Origin of the sequence: Kitasatospora sp. NPDC057015 (assembly GCF_042673745.1) — a bacterium.
In the GTDB taxonomy this organism is placed as follows: Bacteria; Actinomycetota; Actinomycetes; order Streptomycetales; family Streptomycetaceae; genus Kitasatospora.
This window is the reverse complement of record NZ_JBHUSG010000059.1, coordinates 1-18,447: the sequence shown is the minus strand read 5'-3', so window position 1 is coordinate 18,447 and position 18,447 is coordinate 1. Positions and strand designations below refer to the sequence as shown.

Genomic DNA, 18,447 nt, shown 5'->3' with positions numbered 1-18,447 from the left:
GACCCGGGCCGGCGCCGGTACGGCATTGGTCAACTCCCTTGTCTCTGCCAGGATTCGGGGAACCGGCCGCCGCTGCGGAAGGAGGCGAGGAAGCCCAGCCGTGCCGCGTCGGGTTCGGCGATCGCGGCCGGCTCGGCGTCCAGCTCCATCACCTTCGAGCCGGGCCCGGCGTACTGCGGCCACTCCGGCAGACCCGGCCCGTTGGGGTCTCCGCGCACGGCGAAGTTGGTCCAGTAGGCCATCAGCGTGTCCGAGAAGGCGCGATCGGCCTCGCCGGCGGGTGGCGCCTGGGGCGCGAAGTACTGCGGCAGGAGGTTGCCGAAGACGAACGGCACGTCGGCGACATGGGCCGGCACGGGCGAGTACGGGGACGTGTAGGTGAACGTGTACCCGTACACGTTGGAGCCGCCCGTCCGCTGCTGCAGGCCGAGCAACTCCCAGCTCTGCTCCGAGATCACCATGTCGCCGACGAGACGGCGGGCCTGAGCCGCCGCCTCGGCCGGGGTGGCCGCCGGGTAGAGTCTCGCGAACTCCGCCATGCGGCCCGCGCCGAACATCCGCTCGGCCGCGGCGCGGAACTCCTCCGGCGACGCGTGCGGCAGCGCCCGGGCGTCGAAGACCGGGAAGTCCTCGGCCCCGGTGTACCCGGCGAGCAGCGGGACGCGTCGTTGCCCGCCCCGGGCGAACACGGCGGCCGGGGAGTCGGTCAGTACCCGGCCGTCGACGCTGGGTGCGAAGAAAGCGCTCCCAGAAGCGGCGGCGAGCCTGTCGGCCGGTACGGCGCGCAGGTCGGCGAGGGTGGGGGCGTTCAGCGCCGTCGAGAGCGCCGCGCCCTGCGCCAGCGCGGTGGCGTGCGGCTCGATGGAGCCGTACTCGCTGTCCCAGAAGGCCCCGCTCTGGGCGACGGCCTTCGCGAACAGGCCGTGCGTCTGCGGGGACGACATCAGCATGCCCACCGCGTGGGCTCCCGCGGACTGGCCGAAGAGCGTGACGTTTCCCGGATCGCCGCCGAACGCCGCGATGTTGCGCTGCACCCAGCGCAGGGCGGCGATCTGGTCCTGCAGGCCGAAGTCGCCGGAGGATCCCGCCTCCCGGTCGAGTTCCGGCCGTGCCAGGAACCCGAAGGCTCCCAGCCGGTAGTTCAGGCTGACCACCTCCACGCCCTGGGCGGCCAGCCTGGCCCCGTCGTACTTGGGATCGGCCGAGGACCCGAACTGGAATCCTCCTCCGTGCAGCCACACCATGACGGCTTTCGGCGGCCCCAGTCGTCGGGGCGGCTGCCAGACGTTGAGCGTCAGGCAGTCCTCGCTCATCGCCACCGCCGGCGCGCCGGCCTGCTGGGTGCCCCAGCAGGCCGGCCCGAAGGCGTCCGCCCGACGCACCTCCTGCCAGGCCGGCGCCGACCGGGGTGCTTGCCAGCGGAGGGGACCGACGGGCGCGGACGCGTAGGGGAGACCCTTGAAGGCGGTCACGCCGTTCGCGTCCGGCGCCGCCCCCTGGACGAGGCCGGTGTCGGTCGCGACGACGTTCGACGGCTGCGCCGATGCGGCGGTCGGGCTCAGTGTCGCCGCCGCCGTCACCAGCGACAGTGCCAGACCCGCGGTCGGAACGCCGACCCGTCGTGTTCGTTGTTGCATGTACGACTCCCAGGGTGGGGCCACCGAGCGAACAACCTTGTGGTGGCCAGGGGTTGAGACACTAGAAGAACTGCTGACACCCTGTTCGGGGCAGTCTCATTGAGTGGCACGCCGGTTCCGCGACGGCTCTGCGGGGCCCGGCGGCATGCCTGCGCTGACGCGTCGTCCGGACGGCGGACCGGCGTCGGTCAAGTGCCGTGAGCGGCCCGCCGATTCGGTCGGCGGCCGGTGGCGGTCCGAACAGAGCACGGCTGCCCGGGGTGAGTTGGCGGGCGGTGGGCCGGGCCGAGATCGCGGGACTTCCGGAAGATGAACGTGTCGGCCTTCTTGTCGAACGGATGGCCGATCACCATGATGCATCCATGACATCTCTCATGGCGCAACCACGCCGCCGCGCGTGGAAGAGAGCGCTCTCATTGATACCCGTCATCGCGGTCACGGTGGCGGCCACCGTCGTCGGGACCGCGACCGTCGAGGCGGCGGTGCCCCCGACACCGTCGGGCTTCTCGCTCACCTGGAGCGACGACTTCAACGGTGCGTCCGGGACCGGCATCGACCAGGGCCTGTGGAAGTACGACACCGGGCCGGGCAGCAACTTCGGCACCGGTGAGATCGAAACCATGACCAACAGCACCTCGAACGTCTACTACGACGGCCAGGGCCACCTGGTGCTCCAGGCCCTGCACTCCGGCTCCGACCCGCGGGGCGGATGGACCTCCGGGCGCGTGGAGACCCAGTCGGCGTCCTTCGGCGCCCCGGCGGGCGGAGTCGTGCGCATCGAGTCCGTCCTGCAGCAGCCGAACGTCAACACCGCCAACGGTGCCGGCTACTGGCCGGCGTTCTGGATGCTCGGCGCACCCCTGCGCGACGGTGTGACCTGGCCGAAGTCCGGCGAGATCGACATCATGGAGGACATCAACGGCCGCAGCTCCGTCTTCAGCACGATCCACTGCGGGGTGAACCCGGGCGGTCCGTGCAACGAGTCGACCGGCATCGGGTCCGGCGAACGCGCGTGCGCGGGCTGTCAGACCGGCTTCCACGACTACGCGACGGAGATCGACCGCTCGGTGTCACCGGAGCAGATCCGGTTCTACCTCGACGGGAACAACTACTACACCGTCAACGCCGGCCAGGTGGACGCCACGACCTGGGCCAACGCGATCGACCACCCGTTCTTCATCATCTACGACCTGGCGATCGGCGGCGGCTTCCCGGACGCCTTCGGCGGGGGCCCGAACGCGGCCACGGTCTCCGGCGGCAAGCTGGTCATCGACTCGCTCGCCGTGTACAACAAGGGCCCCGGCTCCGGTGGCGGTGGCGGCGGTTCGGTGACGGGCCAGGCGATCACCGGTCCGGGTGGCAAGTGCGTGGACGTGGCGGGTGACGACGTCGGCGGCGACGGCGCCGCGGTGCAACTGTGGGACTGCCAGTCGGGGGCCAAGGACCAGCACTGGACCTGGAGCGGCCAGACCCTGCAGACCCTCGGCAAGTGCCTGGACATCGCCGGCGGCAACAGCGCCGCGGGGACGAAGCTGCAACTCGCCACCTGCAACAGCGGCGGCTACCAGTCGTGGGTGCGGCAGTCCGACGGCTCGCTGCGCAACCCCGCCAGCGGCCGGTGCATCGACTCCCCGTCCGGCGCCACCGCGAACGGCACCCGGCTGCAGATCTGGGACTGCAACGGTGCCGGCGCGCAGAAGTTCGCCATCGGCACCCCGATCTACGGTCCGGGTGGCAAGTGCGTGGACGTGGCGGGCGACGACGTCGGCGGCGACGGCACCGCGATCCAGCTCTGGGACTGCCAGCAGGCCACCGCGCTCGACCAGAAGTGGACGTGGAGCGGCCAGACCCTGCAGACCCTCGGCAAGTGCCTGGACATCGCCGGCGGCAACAGCGCCGCGGGGACGAAGCTGCAGCTCGCCACGTGCAACAGCGGCGGCTACCAGAACTGGGTCGCCAACGCCGACGGCTCGTTGTCGAACCCGACCAGCGGCCGGTGCATCGACTCCCCGTCGGGGGCCACCGCGAACGGCACCCGACTGCAGATCTGGGACTGCAACGGCTCCGGCGCACAGAAGTTCTCCCTGGCCTGAGAACCAGCAGGGCCTCGACCGTGCGCGGTCGGGGCCCTGGAAGTCGTCCTCCGCGAGGTTGCGGGCAGCCCTTGCGTTGCCGGCACGGTCGGTGCGCCGGTGGGGGGCAGCAACGTCCCACACCGGCGCACCCTCCCGCCCGCTCGACGACCTGTGGCCCCTCTGTGCCACGAGTGGTCGCGCGAGTGTCCGGGTGTGCCGGGTGGGAACCCCCGGCCCGCGGACGCCGGTCGGGGCGACAGGCGCTTGTCCTACAGCCCCAGGTCCAGGGGAAGGCACGAGTAGAAGGTCCACGACCGTTCGGGGTTGTAGGGGTTCGCCTCCCCGTGCTCCGAGACGTCCCTGACTTCGGTCATGTCCTCGAAGCGGATGCGGTCGGGCAGGCGGGCGAACCGCGCACGCCGTGCTGCGGCAGTGATCTCGGTGCCCTCGTCGTCGTTCATGGTCCTCCTCCGCTCTCGTCGGGGGTGATTGCCGCGCTCGCCCAGCCAGCATCCCTCGTCAACAATAACCAGTCAAGAGGGTTACTAAGTGGGATCGTCGGGCTTGCCCACTTCGCCTGAGCGGGCAGTGCCGGTGCGGGCGGCGATGGCCGGACGGCTCCGCGCGGAACGCCCGGGCGCCCGCCGGAGGTGTCCCGTCGGGCCGGGCCCGGTGATGCCGCACATGTGTCATACGTGTGGCCGCCCGGCCCCGGAGGCCGCGGCAGAAGCCGCCCCGTTAGGGTGTGAGGATGACTCTCCGCAAAGGCATCGTCCTTGACTTCGGGGGCGTGCTGACCACGGCTCTGTTGCCCGCCGCGCTCGCGTTCGAACAGCGTGAAGGCCTCCCCGAGGGTGCGCTCCTGACCTCGCTCTACCTGGACCCCGAGGGGATTCGCCGCACCCGGGACCTGGAGCGCGGGACGCTGACCCAGACCGAGTGGAACGAGGCGGCCGGCCGGAGCCTGGGCGTGCCGCACGACAACCTGATGGGCCGGATCTTCGCCGACCTGCGTCCGGAGCGCTCGGTGATCGAGGCCGCCGCCGCGGCCCGCCGGGCCGGGGTCAAGGTCGGCATCCTGTCCAACTCGGTGGGCCGGTCGCCCTGGGACCTCTACCACGGGTACCGGCTGGAGAGCCTGTACGACGCCGTGGTGGTGTCGGAGGACCACGGGCTGCGGAAGCCGGAGCCGGAGATCTTCCGCCTGATGCTCGACCTGCTCGATCTGCCGGCCGAGGAGTGCGTGTTCGTCGACGACACGGAGTCCTACCTGCCACCCGCGGCCGGGCTGGGCTTCGCCACCGTCCACGCGGTGCAGCCGGCCCGGACGATCGCCGAGCTGGAGGCCCTGCTCGGCATCCCGCTGGCGGTCCGGGCCTGAACGGTGCCGCCGGGTCCGGCCGAGCCGGTGGCCGGCGGCAGGCGCCGGGCGGCCGGCGGGTGAGGTGCGGGACACGGGGCCCCGCACCTCACCCGGCCGCTTGCTCGGCGGGCCTGCTCAGGCGGCGAGGAAGGCCAGCAGGGCCTGGTTGACCTCCTCGGCGTGCGTCCACAGAAGACCGTGCGGGCCGCCCTCGACCTCGACGTAGGTAGCGGCGGGCAGAGCCGTGCGGAACGGCCGGGCGGTGGCCTCGACGGGCAGGATGCGGTCGGCGGTGCCGTGCAGGATGAGGGCCGGCACGTCGATCTTCGCGATGTCGGCGCGGAAGTCGGTGGACCAGGTCAGCGGTGCTGCGGCGGCCGCGTGCGCCCCGCCGCTCGCGGCGACGTCCCAACTGGCCCGCAGGGCCTCCTCGCTGATCCGGCTGCCGAGGTGCTCGTCCAGGTTGTAGAAGTCCCGGAAGAACGACGTGTAGTAGGCGTACCGGTCGGCGGCCGCCGCCTGCGAGACGCTCCGGAAGAACTCGGCGGGTGCCGCACCGCCGGGGTTCTCCTCGGTCCGCAGCAGCCAGGGCTCCAGCGAGGCCAGGAAGGCCACCCGCGCGACGCGGGAGGTGCCGTGGGTGCCCACGTAGCGGGCGACCTCGCCGGTGCCCATGGAGAAGCCGACGAGCACCACCTCGTCCAGCTCCAGCGTCTCCAGGACCGCGTGCAGGTCGGCGGCGAAGGTGTCGTAGTCGTAGCCGGTGGTGGGCTGGGAGGAGCGGCCGAAGCCGCGTCGGTCGTAGGTGATGACGCGGTGGCCGGCCTCCAGCAGTGCCGCGGCCTGCTTCTCCCACGAGCGGCCGCTGAGCGGGTAGCCGTGGATGAGCACGACGGGCCGGCCGGCGCCGTGGTCCTCGTAGTACAGGTCGATGTCGGCGGAGTTCTGGCGGCCGACCGTGATGTACGGCATGGGCGTGTCCCTTCGGTGGACGGATCCCGGACGGTGCCGGGCGGTTGGGTGGGTGATGCGGCGGGCGACCGGCGGCGGTAGGTGTGGCGTGGCCGCCACCGGTCCGCCGGTCCTGGGTCGTGCGGCCCGCGTCAGCGGCCGGCCTTGGCCGCTTCCTCGATGACCCGGGCGACCAGGGCCGGGTGGGAGACCGCGACGGAGTGCGAGGCGGCCACCTCGGTGATGCGGGAGTGTGCGCGCCGGGCCATGAACAGCTGCGCCTCCGCCGGGATGTTGAGGTCCTGGGTGGTGACGATGTCCCAGCTCGGCTTCTCCTGCCAGGCGGCGGTGGTGGCCTTCTCCGCCAGGGCGCTCTGGGCGATGGGCCGTTGGGCGGCGGCCATGACGGCGGCCTGGGCGACCGGCACATCGGCGGCGAACTGGTGGCGGAACTTGTCCGCCTGGATGTACAGATCGGTGGTGGCGGCGCCGCCGGCCGGCGTGTAGGTGACCGGGTTCAGGGCGTCCGGGAGTGTGGAGCCGGGGAACCTCCCGGTGAGTTCCAGCGCGGTCTCACCCGGGGCCGGGAGGAACGCGGCCACGTAGACCAGGGCCTTGACGTCCGGGTCGTTCGCGCCGGCGGCGCTGATGACCGAGCCCCCGTAGGAGTGCCCCACGAGGACCTTGGGCCCCTTGACGCCGTCCAGCACGCTGCGCAGCACTGCGGCGTCGGCGGCCGGCCCGCGCAGCGGGTTCGCGGCGGCGACCACCGGGTAGCCGTCCGCCCGCAGCCGTGTGATGACGCTGCTCCAGCTGGAGCCGTCGGCGAACGCGCCGTGCTCCAGCACGATGGTGGGCCTGGCCCGTTCGACGCTCACCGTGGGAGTGGTGGCGTTCGCCGACCCACCGATGGCGACCGTGCCCAGAGCCACACCGGCCGCGACCATCGGGACGACGGCCTTCGGAAACCACTGCTTGCGCCAGCTGGTGCTACCTGCCATGGGAGAACCCCTTCCGGGTGTGATCGACGTGTGAGGAGAGAAGCCGCCTCGTACCGTGCGCCGCACGGCCCACCGCTGCGCCGCGGGGCCGCCGGGCGGCGATCGAGGGGGCTTGACGGGCTCCACCCTCGCTGCCGGGGCGAGGGCCGGGGATCCGTCACATGACGGTCGGTTGCCGGGTGCCCGCGCCGCGGGCTCCCTACGTCACGCGACCGGTGTGAGCCGTGCGGCGCCGCCCGGGTGCGCACCGGTGGGTGTGTCGGCGGGTCCGCCGGCGTCCGGCCACCCGTCATCGGGCTCGGCGGGGTACGGGTGTGAGGCCGTGGGGGCCGTTGCCGTGGTAGGTCCCACCACCGTGCCACCGGCCGTCGCGAGGGCCGACCGTGGATGCCAGGGCTCCCGGGTGCCACGGCGGATCGGTCCTACCTGACCGTCAACTGACTGATGTGGGAGGGCGGTGCGAGGCCGAGAGTAGGGGGTGCCGGGCTCGTCGCCCGCTCGCGAGGAGCACGTGTTGCTCTCCCGCGAGGGGCACCGGACGGCCGTGGCTGCCAGGTTGCGCCGGCCGGACGGCGTACCCCGCGTACCGCCGCCGGCGGTTGCGCCGAGCCGGCCGGTTGCACCGTCGACCCGGGCCGGCCCACCCGTCCCGTCCCCGGTCCCGTGCCTCCGCCCGTCCCGTCCGCCGTCACCGGTCGAGGGCCCGGCCGGTACGAACGACCCGTGCGACGGCATGACCACAAGAAGGAGATACGTCGTGAGAAGCAGCAACCCGATCCTGTCCAGGCGGGGATTCAGCCGCATCGACGCCCGGGGGGCCGAGGCCGCCCGGCCCCGGTCCGTCGGCCTGTCCGCGGGCGCGCAGTGGCCCGGCGACCACCCCGGGAGCCCCTACGCGGGGTTCGACGACCCGGGCCCCGCCGAGGACGTCTCCGCCGGCAGTACGCCCATGACGCTGGACGACGTGGTGGTCCGTACCGCCGCGAGCCTGGGTACGGTGGCGCTGGCGGCGGTGCTCTCCTGGACCCTGCTGCCCGTGGACGAGACCGGCGTCGCCCGCTCGTACGCCATCGCCGTCGGCTGCGCGCTGGTGGCGTTCGTCCTGTCGCTCGTGCAGACGTCCAGGCGCTCGCCGTCACCGGCGCTGATCCTCGGCTACGCGGCTTTCGAGGGCGTCTTCGTCGGCGTGCTGTCCGAGGTCACCTCGACGTACATCGCCCCCGGGGTCGTCGTGCAAGCGGTGCTCGGCACCCTGACGGTCTTCGCCGGCGTGCTGATCGCCTACCGGATGCGCTGGATCCGTGTCACCGCCCGGTTCTCCGGCTTCGTCCTGGCGGCGGCGACGGGCTTCGTCCTGCTGACCGTCGCCGACCTGCTCTTCTCGGCCTTCGGCGGCGGGAACGGGCTCGGTTTCGACAGCGGCGGCCTCGGCATCGCGTTCGGCGTCGTCGGGATCGTCCTCGGTGCCTGCTTCCTGGCCCTGGACTTCCGGCAGGTGGAGGACGCCGTGGCGGACGGCGCCCCGCGCGAGGAGGCGTGGCTGGCCGCCTTCGGACTCACCCTGACCCTGGTGTGGATCTACCTGGAGGTGCTCCGGGTGCTGACGCTACTGCGGGGTGACGACTGACGCCTCCGCCGGAAGCTCCGCGCGTCCGCCGGGACGTACGGCACATCCGTGCCGTACGTCCCGGCGGTCCGGAGCGGACCCGAAGATCTGATGAATCGTCAAACACGCCGGCCCGCACGATGTGCGGCACCCTGCGAAAGGTCTCACGCCATGCCCGAGTCCGAGCGGTCGCGCCCCGAGCGGTCGCGTCCCACGCCGTCACGCCCCGCGCCGTCGCGCGCCGCTACGAGGGTCGCGGCCCTGCCTGCCCCGCCGCTTCGGGCGTTCGGGGTGCTCACGGAGTCGCTCGCCCGCAGTACGGGGTCGCATGCCCCGGCGGAGTTCGCCGGAGCCGCCACCGTGGCCTGGCTCCTCGCGGGGTACCTGCCGGCATCCCCGCCGCCGGACGCCTGCTGGCTGCGCTCCTCGCCGACCGGCGGCGACGGTGGGTGCGGATTCTGACGGCGCCCTGGTTGCCTCGGGCGGCCCCCTCCGGGGCTGCGGTGTCTCGGAGGCGGGAGAGCGACACGCGTAACCGTCTTGACAGGTGATGGCTGCCCATGGAAATCTCATCACCTGTCAAAGCGGTTACTCGTTCCTGGGGAAGGTCCACCATGGCAGTCGTCCGTATCCACCTCGTCTCCGCGCTGAGCCCGTCGGCCGTACGGGAGGTACTCACCGACTTCGGCCCCTCCCGCCCCCAGGCCTGGTCCACGATCGACGCCGAACACTTCACGGTCCACGACCTGGGTGCCGACTGGGCCGAGGTGACCGAGGGAACCGCCGCGGCCTGGGAGCGGGCCCGCTACGACTGGGCCCCTGACGGCGACACCGTCACGGTCACGACGCTCGACTCGAAGCTCTTCGGTGCCGGCGGCGGCTGGGTCTTCCGGATGACCCCGGAAGGCGACGGCACCCGCGTCGACGTGGAACTGACGCGACGACCTCAGGCGCTCAAGGGAAGGATCCTCGCCTCGCTGCTCCCGGTCGTCGCTCCCGCAGCCCTGCGCAAGTCCCTCGCCGGGCCGCTGCGGGCGAGGTGAGCGACCGCCGCCCGCCTGCTGTGTGGCACATCCAGACACACATGTGAGGCGCCGAGGAGCGCCGTCACTCCTCTGGGAGTCGACGGAGAACCGGTGAGAACCGGCGGAGCAGCGGACGGAGGGGCCGGACAGGCACATGTCTGCCCACGGTGCCGGGCTGGTCAGCTCACACGTGTTCCGGGTAGGTTGTCCCGGCGGAGGGGGAAACTGCCTGCCAACCGCCTGTCTGCCGCCTGGTCCTGATGCGGCGCCGCGTAGGAGGGTTGGGCCGGTAAGAGCGATCCTCCTGCTGCGGCCGTCCGGGCCGTCCCGCCGGGGCCGTCCCCCCGGGAGCGGTCCCGGCCGGCCGCTCCGCACACGTCCGTCCGTCCGGAGCCGGGGGAGCGGGAGGCACGCCTCGACCGGGCGTCCCGCAGCAGGCGGTCGCAGTATCCGAAGGTCCGGGGCGCACCCCGGCCCGTGCGGGGAAGGGAGCAGGAGGTGGAGTCGCTCGCGTCGCCCATCGTGGGCCGGGAAGCGGAGGAGTCGGTTCTCTCCTCGTTCGTCACCTCACCCGGGGGCCAGGCCCTCGTGGTCAGGGGCGAGACGGGCGTGGGGAAGAGCGCCTTGCTGAAGCACGTCGCCGAGCGGGCGGCGGGCGCCGGCGTCCGGGTGGTCCGGGCGGTCGGTGTCGAGGCCGAGGCGAATCTGCCCTTCGCCGGCCTGCACCAACTGCTCCATCCGCTGCTCGGGTACGCCGAGCAGTTGGACGGCGTCCACCGGGTCGCCTTCGACGTGGTGTTCGGGCGGAGCAGCGCGCAGGCCCCGTCCGTCATGACGCTGGGCACCGCGGTCCTGGACCTGGTCACGGTCGCGGCCGCGCAGGAGCGCCTGCTGCTCGTCCTCGACGACGGCCAGTGGTTCGACGCGGCCAGCACCGCGGTCTGCGGCTTCGTGGGACGTCGTCTCGCCGGCGGCACCGTGAAGCTGCTGGTCGCCATGCGTCCCGAGGGGTCCTCGGGCTTCGAGACGGCCGCCCTGCCGGTCCTTCCGGTGCCACCGCTGGCGGAGCCCGCCGCGACCCACCTGCTGGACACACGTCATCCGCACCTGGACCCGAAGGTCCGCCGACGGGTCCTGGAGGAGGCCCAGGGGAACCCCCTCGCGCTGCTGGAACTCCCGCCCTACCTCAGCGCCAACACCGCCGAGCACACCTTCGACATGCTGTCCGGGTACGGGCTCGTCCCCCTGCTCGACCGGTTCCAGCAGGTGTACGGCGCGCGCATCGCGGCGCTCGCACCGGCCCTGCGCGCGGAACTCCTGCTCGGAGCGCTGGACGGCGTCAACGCCGGTGCGGTGACCGGCCTGCCGGGTTCCGCGCGCTACCGCATGCGGGACGTGGACGAGGCGGTGGCGGCAGGCCTGCTGGACCTGGACCCGGGCAGCGGGGAATTCGTGTTCCGGCACCCCCTGGTGCGCTCGACGGTCGTTCGCTCGGCCGCCCCGAACGCCCGCCGGGCCGCCCACGGCACCCTGGCGCAGGTGCACCGCAACGACGTCGAGCGCCGGGCCACCCACCTGGCCGCCGCCACCGTCGACCCGGACGAGGGGGTCGCCGCGGCGCTGCAGGAGGCGGCCGCGTCGGCGACCCGGCGAGGCGGCGCGGCCGCCGCGGTGACCTGGCTGACCCGCGCGGCGGAGCTGAGCGAGACCCGCGAGGACCGGTCCCGTCGGCTGGCGAACGCGGCGTTCGTGGCCGGGCACGCCGGACTGCTCGACCGGGCCCAGCGGCTCCTCGACACCGACCGCGGGCCGGCCGAGAGCGAATCGGCGGCCTCGGTCCTGGTCTCCGCCTACGCCGCGCTCTACGAGGACGGCGACGTGCGCTCCTCGCACCGCCAGCTGACGGCGGCCGTCGAGCGCAGGCGTGACAGCGGGACGGCCGAGCCGGACGAGGAACTCACCAGGCTCGTCAACCTCCTGCTGGCCATCAGCCAGTACGCCGGCGACAGCGACGCCTGGCAGCGGACCCACCGGCTGCTGGACTCCCTGGGCGACCTGGTCCCTCCGATGTCGCGGATCTACCAGGACGCCTGGAGCGACGTGGTCCGCCGGGGCCGCGGCGTCCACGAGCGCGTCGCCGCGGCGTACGCCGCCTTCCCGCACCTGGACCCGTGGGACATCACCCGGCTGGGCGTCGCCGCCTACCACGTCGACACGTTGGGCGACCACCGGACGCATCTCGCCCGCAGTGTCGAGCGCGAACTGCTGGCCGGAGCCGTGGTGAACGGCATGACCATGCTGCACCTGATCATGCTCGACCAGATCGCCTCCGGTGACTGGGAGGCGGGCGAGGAGACGGGACGGCGCGTGCTGGAACTGACCACGGCGCACGGCAACGTGCTGTTCGCCCACCAGAGCCGGGCCTACCTGGCCCTCCTCGCCGCCCTGCGCGGCGACCTGGACCGGGCCCGCGAGCTGCAGGCCGTCGTCGACCGCTGGGCCCGCCCCCGCAGGATCGGCTTCCTGACCCAGGTCGCCGAGGCCGTGGCCACGGCCGCCGCCCTGAGCGAAGGGGACTACGAGAGCGCCTACCGCTGCGCGACCGGCATCACCCGGCCCGGCACGTTCGAACCGGGCGCGCACCAGGCCCCCCGCACCCTGCTGGACCTGGTCGAAGCCGCCCTGCACACCGGCCGGGCCCGGGAAGCCCGCGACCACGCCCTGGCGGCGCAGGCGGCGCACCTGCCGGACGTCTCACCCCGCCTCGCCCTGGTCACCTTCGGGGTGCTCGCCATGACGACCGAGGACAACGACCGGGCCGCCGAGCTGTTCCAGCGGGCCGAGACACATCCCGGCGCCGCGGACTTCCCCTTCGAACGGGCACGCATCCGCCTCGCGCACGGCGGCCGGCTGCGCCACAGCCAGGGCCCCAGGGCCGCACGGCAGCTGCTCGGACAGGCCGCCGAAGCCTTCGAACAGCTCGGCGCCCGGGCCTGGGCCGACCGGGCCCACGCCGAACTGCGCGCCTGCGGGGCGCCCGCGCCGCACCGCTCCACCCACCCGGCGACGCTGACCTGGCAGGAGCACCGGATCGCCGACCTCGCCGCCCGCGGTCTGACCAACAAGGAGATCGGGGAGCGGACACACCTGTCCCCGCGCACCGTCAGCTCCCACCTGTACCGGGTGTTCCCGAAACTGGGCATCTCCTCGCGCGCGGCCCTGCGCGACGCGCTGGCGGCGATTCCGGACGACGCCGGAGCGGGTTCGTAGGCGGGGTCCGGGGAACTCGCCGCCCGCAGGGCTCCGGGCCCGCCCGCAGGGCTCGGAGCGCAGCGGAGCCCGAGGGGAGCGCGGAGAGCACCGCATCTCCCCGGGCACCCGCCCCCGGGAGCCGCTAGCCGGCCGCGCCGCCGGAAGCCAGGGCCCGGCGGGCGGCGCCGTCCAGGGTGTACGTCACCGAACGGTCCTCCTTGTGACGCCGCACCTGACCCTTCGCGACCAGCGACTCCAGGGTGTTCCGCACGACCTGCGGGGTCGGCTCCCGAGCCGGGTGCTTCGCCATCAACTCGTCGCGCAGGTCCTTCGCCAGACGCGGCTCGCGGTACCCGGCGAGCAGCTCCAGGAGGATGTCCCCCAGCAGCGGCCGCTGGGCCTTCCCCTTCTCGCCGGCCCGCGCGGCAGCCGGACGCGGGGCAGCCGGACGCGGGTCCGCCGTGCCGGGCACGGCCTTGGTGCGCCGCTGCGGCCGGGCGGATACCGGCTCGTCCTGGGCCTGCTCCGGGAGGGGGGAGGGCTCCGCGCCGTCCTGGTAGTGCTCGGCCAGTGTCATGATGTCGATCAGGAGCGCCTCCTCCTGCTGCAGCGACTTGAGTTGCCGGGTCAAGTCCTGCTGTCGGCGGCGGTTCTCCTCCAGATCCGACGCGGCCTGTGCGACGTACCGCGATCGGAGCGTGGCGGCTGATTGGTCGATCACAACCGGTCACTCCTCCGTACATTGGATGGTGCTGCTGCGCATGTCTCCATGCCGAGGTCCAGGACACCTGGACGGGTGTCGAGACGGTGAGCACGTCAGGAACGTGGTTCGCCACCGTACCGCCGTACCGTCCCGAGCACCGCCTCCCCGGGTACCTGCCCCGAGGTGTGTCGGTGAATCGTCGGCGGCGACCATCCTGGCACATCTCCCGGTCGCCCGTGCCGGTGTGCGGGACCCCGGGGCCCGGCTGGACCCCGGGCGGCCCCGGGTGCCGGAGCAGGCGGCTTCGGGGCTGAAGGGCGGGGGCACTCGGCCCGCACGGGACCTGCCGGCACCCGTCCGGAGCCGCCCACTGGCCAGGTAGGGGCGAGGCGACGGGAAGGCCCGCCGATCACACCACCATGTCACCGTTCTGACAGGTGATCCGAGCGTCAGGGGTGTGCCTCGGCGATTCGCGTGCCCGCATGGCCCGGACGCGGACGACGTGTTCCAGCAGCGCTGTCCCGGTCGCCACACCCGGGGCGCGTCCCGCGGCCCCGGGTGTGGCGTTCGCGGCCGGCGCTCACATCGCGGGCGGCGCCGTCTCCGTCAGGGTTCCGTCCGCCAGCCGCAGCCACCGGTCCACCCCGATGCCGGCCAGGAACCGTTCGTCGTGGCTGACCACGACGAAGGCCCCCTGGTAGGAGTTGAGAGCGCTTTCGAGTTGCCCGACGCTGACCAGATCGAGGTTGTTGGTCGGCTCGTCGAGCAGCAGCAACTGGGGGGCGGGCTCGCCGCACAGCACGCAGGCCAGGGTGGCACGCAGCCGCTCGCCCCCGGACAGCGCCCGGACGGGGAGGTGCGCGCGGGCCCCGCGGAAGAGGAAGCCGGCGAGCAGGTTCATCCGGTCGGGCGCCGGCAGGTCGGGCACCGCCGCGGCGAAGTTGTCCGCGACGCTGAGGTCCTGGTCCAACAGGTCCAGCCGCTGGGACAGATAGGCCGCGCGGCCCTCCGAGCGCCTGATCCGCCCGCCGTCCGGGGCCAGATCGCCCACGAGCAGGCGCAGCAGGGTGGTCTTCCCCACCCCGTTGGCACCGACCAGGGCGATCCGCTCGGGCCCTCGGACACTCAGGTCGATCCCGTCGCCCGCGAACAGCGGAGCACCGCCGCGCAGGACCTGCACGCTCTCGCCGACGAAGAGGTCGCGTCCGGTCGGCACCCGGGTGCCGGACAGGTCCAGGGTCAGGCGCTGGTCCTCGCGCAGCGCGCGCTCCGCCCGGTCGAGCCGGGCCCTGGCGTCGCCGACCCGGGCGGCGTGCAACTGGCCCGAGCGGCCCGCCGACTCCTGGGCGCCCCGCTTCATGGTCCCGGCGAAGATGCGCGGCAGCCCGGCGTTCTTGAGGTTGCGGGAGGCGTTGCCGGCCCGGCGTTCGGCGCGTTCGCGGGCCTGCTGCATCTCCCGCTTCTCCCGCTTCAGATCCTGCTCGGCGTTGCGGGCGTTCTTCTCCGCGACCTCGCGCCCGGCCTGCACGGCCTGCTCGTACGCGGTGAAGTCGCCGCCGTACACGCGTAGTTCGCCAGGTTCGAGTTCGGCGATCCGGTCCATCCGGTCGAGTAGCACGCGGTCGTGGCTGATCAGCAGCAGGCAGCCGGAGAAGTCCTCCAGCACGTCGTGGAGCCGGCGGCGGGCCGACAGGTCGAGGTTGTTGGTGGGTTCGTCGAGCAGCAGCACGTCGGGACTCCTGAGCAGCTGGGCCGCGAGACCGAGCTGCACGATCTGGCCGCCGCTGAGCGTGCCCAGCCGCCGGTCGAGGCGGACGCCGCCCAGGCCGAGCCGGTCCAACTGGGCCAGGCAGCGCTCCTCGACGTCCCAGTCGTCGCCGATGGCGGTGAAGTGCTCCTCGGCGACGTCGCCGGACTCCACCGCGTCCAGGGCGCGGATCACCTCGGCGACGCCGAGGACGTCGGCGACCGTGCGGTCCGCGCTCAGCGGCAGGTCCTGCGGCAGGTAGGCGACCGTACCGCTGACCGTCACCGACCCGGCGGTGGGCGTCAGTTCACCCGTGAGCAGTTTGAAGAGCGTGGTCTTGCCCGAGCCGTTGGGCGCGACGAGGCCGGTGCGGCCGGCGCCGACGGCGAAGGAGAGGTCCTGGAAGACGGGAGTGCCGTCGGTCCAGGAAAAGGACAGGCGGGAGCAGACGATGGATGCATCGGACATGAGATCAACCCGAGGGTGAGCGGGGCGAAGTCGGCTCGGCCCCGTGCAGGCAGGGACATGGGTACGACGAAGCGGGCCGTCGCCGTGGGTGCCCGGCACCCGTCGACGGCCTCAGGGCCGGATCTCACCCGGAGATGTCGTCGTCGCCCGTCATGTCTGCCCCACGTCGTTCGTCGGAAGGTCTGCCGCACACCAGCTTAGCAGTCCCGTTCCGGTGACACCTGCTGCGCGGGGTGCTGCGGTGTGTCGGCCTCCCGCGGCTCCGCCGGGGGTGGGGTGCCTTGACGAGGGGTAGGCCGGATGCCAGTATCGTAACCGTTCAGACCGGTTATTCCGAAGGTTCTGCGAAGCTCGTGGCACACGTGTCCATGTGGGCAGGTGTGTGGACCTGGACGTTCCGCGGGTCCCCGCGCGATCCGAACAGTGCGGGACCGAACACCGCGGGACCGGACGGCGCGGGGCCGGAGGGGGGAGGACATGGCGGACGAACACGACCGGCGCGGCCGGGGAACACCGGTGGGCCGGTGGATGCCGCCGGGCACCTTCGACGTACGCCGCGCGCCGCGCGACCCGCTGGCGGGCCGGGACCGTCGAATGACCTAGGGCACGACCGGTCACGCGGCCACGACGGGTCCGCGTACCGGGCCGTCATCCTGCCGACGTCACCGCGACGACCTGTGCTTTCGTCGCCACGGCCCGGGCCCGGCCACGGTGGCGGGCCACCACCCGGCGCGGGGTACCGCCGCCGTCAAGTGACTGATGTGCGCTCCCCCGTACCGGGCCAGGCTGGATCCCGTCAGCAGCGGACCGCACGGCGCCGATCCCGGTCGAGCGCACCCCGCAACCGCGGCCCACCTCCGGCAGTCCCGCCGGCACCGGGCCCACCCCACCCGTCCCGGACGCACGCACCGACGTGCCCCGGCGGACCGAACCGACCCCACTACCTTGGACGGCACATCGATGAAACGACTTCTGACGGTCTTCGCAGCCGGAGTACCCCTGGCCGCCGCCATCTACGCGCCGAGCGCCTCGGCGGCCGCGGGCGACCCCGCTGCCACCGCCTACAGCTGCGTCAGCCCCGCGGTGAAGGCCCCGGCCGGAACCCGGGTGGAGAGCGTCACCGCGGTCGCCCGTGCCGCCGGCACCTTCGAGGTGCCCGCCGTCTTCCCGCTGCCCGCGGTGCACATCCCCGACGTCCCGGCCTTCTGCGACGTCACGATCACCCTCACCCACCCGGGCCAGGGCGACCACGCCCACGTCCGGGTCTGGTTGCCGCAGCAGAGCTGGAACGGCCGGCTGCAGTCGGTGGGCGGCAGCGCCTACGCCGCCGGCGACTACGGCACCGACCTGGCCGCCGCGGTCAAGGGCGGCTACGCCGCCGCCACCACCGACGCGGGCGTCAGTACCTACATCGACGCGAGCTGGGCCCTGGACGCCGACGGCAAGGTCGACACCGGGCTGCTGCAGAACTTCGCCTCGCGCTCCCAGCACGAGGCGGCGGTCCTCGCCAAGCAGGTCATCGCCGGCCACTACGGCCGCGCGGTCTCCTACTCCTACTTCACCGGCTGTTCGACCGGCGGGCGGCAGGGCTACGCGGAGGCCCAGTCGTACCCGGAGGACTACGACGGCATCCTCGCCAACGCCCCCGCCGTCAACTGGGACGAGTTCGAGGTCGCCACCCTGTGGCCGCAGGTGGTGATGAACGAGCAGAAGACGTACCCGACCGGCTGCGAGTTCAAGGCCTTCACCGACGCGGCCGTCCAGGCCTGCGACGCGGACGACGGCGTCAGGGACGGCCTGGTGGCCGACCCCGACCGGTGCGGCTACGACCCGCGCCGGCTGATCGGCACCGTCGTCGACTGCGAGGGCAGGCAGCTGACGATCACCGCGGACGACGCCGAGGTGGTCCGCCGGATCTGGGACGGCCCGCGCACCGCGTCGGGCAGGAAGCTGTGGTCCGGCGTCCCGGTCGGAGCGGACCTGAGCGGCCTCGCGGGCACGACGACGGGGACCGACGGCAAGCCCGTGGGCACGCCGTTCCCGGTCCCGGCCGAGTGGGTGTCGACGTGGCTGAAGAAGCAGCCCGCGTTCGACGTCTCAACCATCACCTACAGCCAGTTCGCCCAGCTCTTCAAGCAGTCGCAGAACGAGTACGACAAGATCATCGGGACGGACGACCCGGACCTGTCCGCCTTCCGCAAGGCCGGCGGCAAGCTCCTCACCTACCACGGCACCGCCGACCAGTACATCCCCACCGACGGCACCGTGAAGTACCGTCAGCAGGTCGAGCAGCGGATGGGCGGCGCGAAGAAGACCGACGACTTCTACCGCCTCTTCCTCGCGCCGGGCACCGCCCACTGCGGCCTCAACGGCCAGAACAGCGGCCTGGCGGCCCTGACCGCCTGGGTCGAGCACGGCAAGGCCCCGAAGACGCTTGCGGCCACACTGACCACGGCCTCCGGCGCTACCGTCAGCCGGAACCTGTGCGCCTACCCGTCGGTCTCGCGCTACCAGGGTGGTGACATCGCCGACGCGGCCAGCTTCCGCTGCAGCCCCGCCTCGGGCCACTGAACCGACACGGCCGCAGCCGCGGACCGCACCCCTGGAGGGGGTGCGGTC

Annotated in this window: 12 protein-coding genes; 6 read left to right on the top strand and 6 right to left on the bottom strand. The window is 72.9% G+C overall.

Translation table 11 applies throughout. The annotated features are described in order from the left end of the window. Nucleotides 1-29: 29 nt before the first annotated feature. Nucleotides 30-1,637, bottom strand: a complete 1,608-nt coding sequence (locus ACFTWP_RS36045; protein WP_380269285.1) for a carboxylesterase/lipase family protein — start codon at nucleotides 1,635-1,637, stop codon at nucleotides 30-32. Between the two features lie 362 nt (nucleotides 1,638-1,999). On the opposite strand from ACFTWP_RS36045, the gene ACFTWP_RS36040 reads away from it, so the two are divergent. Beyond that, a complete protein-coding gene (locus tag ACFTWP_RS36040; protein ID WP_380269284.1) occupies nucleotides 2,000-3,730 on the top strand; it encodes a ricin-type beta-trefoil lectin domain protein in 1,731 nt (576 codons plus the stop codon). 251 nt (nucleotides 3,731-3,981) lie between these two features. On the opposite strand, the gene ACFTWP_RS36035 is transcribed toward ACFTWP_RS36040, so the two are convergent. Continuing rightward, on the bottom strand, nucleotides 3,982-4,173 hold the full coding sequence (locus ACFTWP_RS36035) for a hypothetical protein (RefSeq protein ID WP_380269283.1): 192 nt from the start codon (nucleotides 4,171-4,173) through the stop codon (nucleotides 3,982-3,984). Nucleotides 4,174-4,463: 290 nt separating this feature from the next. On the opposite strand from ACFTWP_RS36035, the gene ACFTWP_RS36030 reads away from it, so the two are divergent. Further along, nucleotides 4,464-5,093 carry an HAD-IA family hydrolase gene (locus tag ACFTWP_RS36030; RefSeq protein ID WP_380269281.1) on the top strand — a complete coding sequence of 210 codons (630 nt, stop codon included), beginning with the start codon at nucleotides 4,464-4,466 and terminating at the stop codon, nucleotides 5,091-5,093. 117 nt (nucleotides 5,094-5,210) lie between these two features. Here the strand turns inward: ACFTWP_RS36030 and ACFTWP_RS36025 are convergent, their stop codons facing one another. Together ACFTWP_RS36025 and ACFTWP_RS36020 are read right to left on the bottom strand one after the other, a co-directional pair. After that, nucleotides 5,211-6,047 (bottom strand): alpha/beta fold hydrolase, encoded by an 837-nt coding sequence (locus tag ACFTWP_RS36025; RefSeq protein ID WP_380269280.1) that lies wholly within the window; start codon nucleotides 6,045-6,047, stop codon nucleotides 5,211-5,213. Nucleotides 6,048-6,178: 131 nt separating this feature from the next. Further along, complete coding sequence (locus ACFTWP_RS36020) at nucleotides 6,179-7,027, bottom strand: alpha/beta fold hydrolase (RefSeq protein ID WP_380269279.1); 849 nt, start codon at nucleotides 7,025-7,027, stop codon at nucleotides 6,179-6,181. Between the two features lie 757 nt (nucleotides 7,028-7,784). Between ACFTWP_RS36020 and ACFTWP_RS36015 the strand changes: the two genes are divergently transcribed. The 3 genes from ACFTWP_RS36015 to ACFTWP_RS36005 all read left to right on the top strand — a co-directional run bounded on the left by ACFTWP_RS36015 (nucleotide 7,785) and on the right by ACFTWP_RS36005 (nucleotide 12,928). Beyond that, nucleotides 7,785-8,654, top strand: a complete 870-nt coding sequence (locus ACFTWP_RS36015) for a Bax inhibitor-1/YccA family protein (protein ID WP_380269278.1) — start codon at nucleotides 7,785-7,787, stop codon at nucleotides 8,652-8,654. Between the two features lie 593 nt (nucleotides 8,655-9,247). Further along, nucleotides 9,248-9,676, top strand: a complete 429-nt coding sequence (locus ACFTWP_RS36010) for a hypothetical protein (RefSeq protein WP_380269277.1) — start codon at nucleotides 9,248-9,250, stop codon at nucleotides 9,674-9,676. A 480-nt stretch (nucleotides 9,677-10,156) separates the two neighbouring features. After that, nucleotides 10,157-12,928, top strand: a complete 2,772-nt coding sequence (locus tag ACFTWP_RS36005; protein WP_380269276.1) for an AAA family ATPase — start codon at nucleotides 10,157-10,159, stop codon at nucleotides 12,926-12,928. A gap of 124 nt (nucleotides 12,929-13,052) precedes the next feature. Here the strand turns inward: ACFTWP_RS36005 and ACFTWP_RS36000 are convergent, their stop codons facing one another. Both ACFTWP_RS36000 and ACFTWP_RS35995 read right to left on the bottom strand, forming a co-directional pair. Further along, nucleotides 13,053-13,631 carry a hypothetical protein gene (locus ACFTWP_RS36000; protein ID WP_380269275.1) on the bottom strand — a complete coding sequence of 193 codons (579 nt, stop codon included), beginning with the start codon at nucleotides 13,629-13,631 and terminating at the stop codon, nucleotides 13,053-13,055. 562 nt (nucleotides 13,632-14,193) lie between these two features. Beyond that, nucleotides 14,194-15,828, bottom strand: a complete 1,635-nt coding sequence (locus ACFTWP_RS35995) for an ABC-F family ATP-binding cassette domain-containing protein (protein WP_380269274.1) — start codon at nucleotides 15,826-15,828, stop codon at nucleotides 14,194-14,196. Between the two features lie 960 nt (nucleotides 15,829-16,788). Between ACFTWP_RS35995 and ACFTWP_RS35990 the strand changes: the two genes are divergently transcribed. After that, complete coding sequence (locus ACFTWP_RS35990; protein WP_380269273.1) at nucleotides 16,789-18,399, top strand: DUF6351 family protein; 1,611 nt, start codon at nucleotides 16,789-16,791, stop codon at nucleotides 18,397-18,399. Nucleotides 18,400-18,447: the final 48 nt, after the last annotated feature.